Here is a 4,211-nt window from a genome sequence, read left to right as displayed (position 1 = left end):
CCTGGCCGCCGTCCAGCGCCAGCATCGAGAACATCACCGGTTACCCGCAGACCTACACCTTGAGTTGCGAATCGCGCTCGGCGGTGGATTGGGCGCGTTATTTTGGCGTGGACATCGCCGAAACTGAATTCCTCGAGCGTCTTCCACTCTCGGACGACCCAAATGTGGGGTTCGTAGGCTATTACAACGATTTTACCGGCCAGGTGCCGCCCTACTCCTACGGTGTCTACGCCGATCCGGTCGCCAGACTGCTGCGCGATTACGGCCTGGCGGCCGGAGCGGTCAAAGGCCTGGCGGTAGACGACCTGCGTTCCGAAATCGCCGCCGGCCGGCCGGTCATCGCCTGGGTCATCTTTGGCGTCAGCAGCGGCTATTCTCTGGATTACACCGCTGCCGACGGCCAGACCACCCGGGTCGCGCCCTATGAACACACCGTGATCGTGATCGGTTATGATGAAACCTCGATCACGGTTTTGGACGGCGCCTGGATCTATCAACGCAGCCTGGACCAGTTCATGAATTCCTGGGACGTGCTGGGAAACATGGCCGTGATCTACCAACCGGAAGAGTAAACGAACACCGCGCGGTCGTGAAGTAGACCGCGCGGTGTTGATATTGCAGGAACTAACCTGTCGATCCGAAGATCAGGTTCCCGATTCCCAGGAGCCCAGGTAGGAAACCTGCTGAGCGGTCAGGGTATCGATATTCACGTGCATCGCTTCCAGTTTGAGGCGGGCGATTTCCTTGTCGATATCTTCCGGCACGGAGTACACCTTCTTCTCGAGTTTCTTGCTGTTCTTCACCATGTACTCAGCGCTCAAAGCCTGGTTGGCGAAGCTCATATCCATCACGCTGGCCGGGTGTCCTTCTGCCGAGGCCAGGTTGATCAGGCGGCCTTCGCCCAGGATGCAGATCGTGCGGCCGTCTTTGAGGTGATATTCTTCGACGAAAGGCCGCACCAGCTTGACATCGGTTGACATTTCCTTGAGCGCCGGGATGTTGATCTCGACGTTGAAGTGGCCGGAGTTCGCCACGATCGCGCCGCTCTTCATCACTTTGAAGTGATGGGCGTCGATGACATTGATATCGCCGGTGACCGTGCAGAAGATGTCGCCGATCTTGGCGGCTTCCAGCATCGGCATGACCCGGAAACCGTCCATGGTCGCTTCCAGCGCCTTCAACGGATCCACTTCGGTCACGACGACGTTCGAGCCCATACCGCGCGCGCGGCTGGCCAGACCCCGGCCGCACCAGCCGTATCCGGCCACGACGAACACCTTACCCGCCAGCAGAACGTTGGTGGCGCGAATGATGCCGTCCAGGGTCGATTGGCCGGTGCCGTAGCGGTTATCGAAGAAGTGCTTGGTCATGGCGTCGTTGACGGCGATGATCGGGAAATCCAACGCCTTGTCGGCGGCCATGGCGCGCAGGCGGATGACGCCCGTGGTGGTCTCTTCGGTGCCGCCCAGAATATTGGGCAGGAGATCACGGCGTTCCTTGTGCAGGGTGCTGACCAGGTCAGCTCCGTCGTCCATGGTCATGTGCGGCTTGTGATCCAGCGCAGCCCGGATGTGTTTGTAATAGGTTACGTTGTCTTCGCCTTTGATGGCGTACACGGGAATCTCATAGCGGTTGACCAGCGCGGCAGCCACATCGTCCTGGGTGGACAGCGGGTTGGAAGCGGTCAGCACGATATCCGCGCCGCCGGCCTGCAGGGTGGTCATCAGGTTTGCGGTCTCGGTTGTCACATGCAGGCAGGCCGAAACGCGCAGCCCGGCCAGCGGGCGTTCTTTTGCAAAGCGATCGTGAATGGCTCGCAACACGGGCATCTCGCGGGCTGCCCAGTCCATACGGCGCAGGCCGCCTTCAGCCAGGTTCATATCTTTGACGTCAAAATTGGACATCCTATCCTCCAAGAACAATATCAGGAATTTGCAAGCAAGGCGTCCAGGACGCCCTGATCATCAAAATGAGTACGGTACCGGGCAACAAACTCAGCCGGGGTGTAATGATGGTTTTGCGTGCCGTGCTGTTCGAGCACGTAGGTCGCGGCCAGCGCGCCCATCCGCCCGCAGGTATTCCAATCGAAACCCAGATCATAGCCGCGCAGAAAGCCGCCGCGAAACGCGTCGCCGACGCCGGTGGGATCGGCAATGCATGCTGGCGGCACGACCGGGATGTGATACTGCTTCCCATCCGCGTAGATCCTGGCGCCCTTTTCAGCGCAGGTGACCACCATGAACTTAACGTGTTCCAGAATTTGCTGCTCGCTCAGGCCGGTATGTTTCTGCAGCAGTTCGTATTCGTATTCGTTCACGAACAGGCTCTGCGCGCCTTCCACGCCCACGCGCAGTTCGTCGTGCGGGTTGCGAACGACCTGCTGGCTGGGATCGAAAAGGTATGGGATGCCCAATTCCTGGCATTCCAGCGAATACTGGTACATCGCGCCCGGATCGTTCGGGGAAATTACCACCATATCGGCCTTGAAGGGCAGCTCGCGCAGGCTGACCTCGCCCGCGTTCGCCATGGCGCCGGTATAGAAGCTGCTGATTTGATTGTTCACCAAATCGGTATTGCAGAAGAATGAGGCTGTAAATTTGCCATCGATCACTTTCACCAGCGAAGTGTCGATATTTTGAGCTTCCAGCCAGGAACGATAATCGGCGAAATCCTCACCGACCGTGCCCATGACCGCCGGACGTTCGCCCAGCAGCGCCAGGGTATAGGCGATGTTCGGGGCCACGCCGCCGCGTTGTTTGATCATGGTATCGACCAGGAACGAAAGGCTGACGTTTTCGAGTTTATCGGTCAAAATCTGTTCGCGGAATTTTCCGGGGAACGTCATCAGGTAGTCATACGCGATGGAGCCAGTGCAAACAATCGTCATGCGGTTCTATCCTTGAGATCAATTTTCGGCGCGCAGCGTGCGCGCTAAATTTTCAATGAACGGCGGGTAAACGATGCCCTTTTCGGTGACAATCGCTGTCAATAAGGAATGCGGCGTGACATCGAAGGCCGGGTTGCGCGCTTTCGCCCCTGTCGGGACCACGCTCTCACCTTTTATTTGAATACCGAGGACTTCATCCGCGTCGCGTTCCTCGATGGGAATTTGATCGCCGTTTGCCAGAGACAGGTCCACGGTGGTCGATGGAACCACCGAGTAGACCGGAACGTCATTGGTATGCGCGGCCAGGGCCAGCATATAGGTGCCGATTTTATTGGCGACGTCCCCGTTGGCGGCCACGCGGTCGGCGCCGAAGAATACCTTCTGGGCCTGCCCGGAGCGTAAAAAATAACCCGACGCGCCGTCGCTGATGATTGCATAAGGGATGCCGTACTGCTGCAACTCCCAGGCGGTCAATCTGGCGCCCTGCAGGCGCGGGCGGGTTTCATCGACCAGCACAAAGATGAGTTTGCCCTGTTCGTGGGCCATGCGGATGACGCCCAGAGCCGTGCCCCAATCGACCGTTGCCAGCGCCCCGGTGTTACAATGATGCAGGATCGTATCGCCGTCCTGGATCAGGGCGCTGCCCAGTTCAGCCATGCGCCGGTTGGTCGCCACGTCTTCATCGGCCATGCGCTGCGCTTCCGATAGCAAGCGTTCGCGCAGGTCCGCCAGGGGCAAATTCGCTTCGGCCACCCGAAGAATGCGATGAACCGCCCAGGCCAGGTTGACGGCGGTCGGGCGCGCCGAGATCAACGTTTCCGCTGCCGAAGCCAGATCGGCCCGCCAGGCGGGGACATCCGCGGCGGTCGATTGCAGCCCGGCCAGCGCCAGGCCAAACGCAGCCGACACACCGATCGCCGGAGCGCCGCGCACGGTCATATCCGCAATCGCTTCTGCCACTCGGGAGGCATTCTGGCAAGCCACAACTTCCAGTCGCGCCGGCAGCGCACGCTGGTCGATCATTTTCACAAGGCAGGCAGTGTCATCCCAAAAAACAGTTCGCATGAACACACACAGAAAAACGCCCTCCAGGGAGAGCGTCGGAGTATAACCCGTTTAGTTTAACATGACAACCAGCGTTTGTCAAAGTATTGACAGGCGCAACGCCTTCCAGTATAAGCCATAGATATGAAAAAGAGAACGCCCATAGTCATAGCACTGGTTACGTTGGTGGCCGCAAGCCTGGCCTGCAACCTGCCCGGCCTGTCGCAATTGCAGCAGGCCGCGACGACGGCGGCCAACCCATCTGCCTCGCAGGATAGCC

At 59.2% G+C, this 4,211-nt stretch carries 4 protein-coding genes; 1 reads left to right on the top strand and 3 read right to left on the bottom strand.

The features are described from left to right. On the top strand, nucleotides 1–572 hold a 572-nt coding region (locus LARV_RS09965; protein ID WP_172797835.1), incomplete at its 5' end, for a C39 family peptidase. A gap of 72 nt (nucleotides 573–644) precedes the next feature. Here the strand turns inward: LARV_RS09965 and ahcY are convergent. The 3 genes from ahcY to mtnA are packed head-to-tail and all read right to left on the bottom strand — an operon-like array spanning nucleotide 645 to nucleotide 3,952. Next, nucleotides 645–1,904 (bottom strand): adenosylhomocysteinase, encoded by a 1,260-nt coding sequence (ahcY, locus tag LARV_RS09960; protein WP_075073497.1) that lies wholly within the window; start codon nucleotides 1,902–1,904, stop codon nucleotides 645–647. A 20-nt stretch (nucleotides 1,905–1,924) separates the two neighbouring features. Continuing rightward, a complete protein-coding gene (locus tag LARV_RS09955; protein ID WP_075073496.1) occupies nucleotides 1,925–2,887 on the bottom strand; it encodes a carbohydrate kinase family protein in 963 nt (320 codons plus the stop codon). 18 nt (nucleotides 2,888–2,905) lie between these two features. Further along, complete coding sequence (gene mtnA / locus LARV_RS09950) at nucleotides 2,906–3,952, bottom strand: S-methyl-5-thioribose-1-phosphate isomerase (protein ID WP_075073495.1); 1,047 nt, start codon at nucleotides 3,950–3,952, stop codon at nucleotides 2,906–2,908. Between the last annotated feature and the right edge of the window lie 259 nt (nucleotides 3,953–4,211).

The sequence above is a fragment of the Longilinea arvoryzae genome, assembly GCF_001050235.1.
In the GTDB taxonomy this organism is placed as follows: Bacteria; Chloroflexota; Anaerolineae; order Anaerolineales; family Anaerolineaceae; genus Longilinea; species Longilinea arvoryzae.
This window is presented reverse-complemented; position numbering and strand designations above follow the sequence as displayed.

What these genes read in the sequence shown, in the direction of transcription:
- ahcY (WP_075073497.1), bottom strand. Translation starts at nt 1,904, where the DNA reads ATGTCCAATTTTGACGTCAAAGATATGAACCTGGCTGAAGGCGGCCTG.
- LARV_RS09955 (WP_075073496.1), bottom strand. Translation starts at nt 2,887, where the DNA reads ATGACGATTGTTTGCACTGGCTCCATCGCGTATGACTACCTGATGACG.
- mtnA (WP_075073495.1), bottom strand. Translation starts at nt 3,952, where the DNA reads ATGCGAACTGTTTTTTGGGATGACACTGCCTGCCTTGTGAAAATGATC.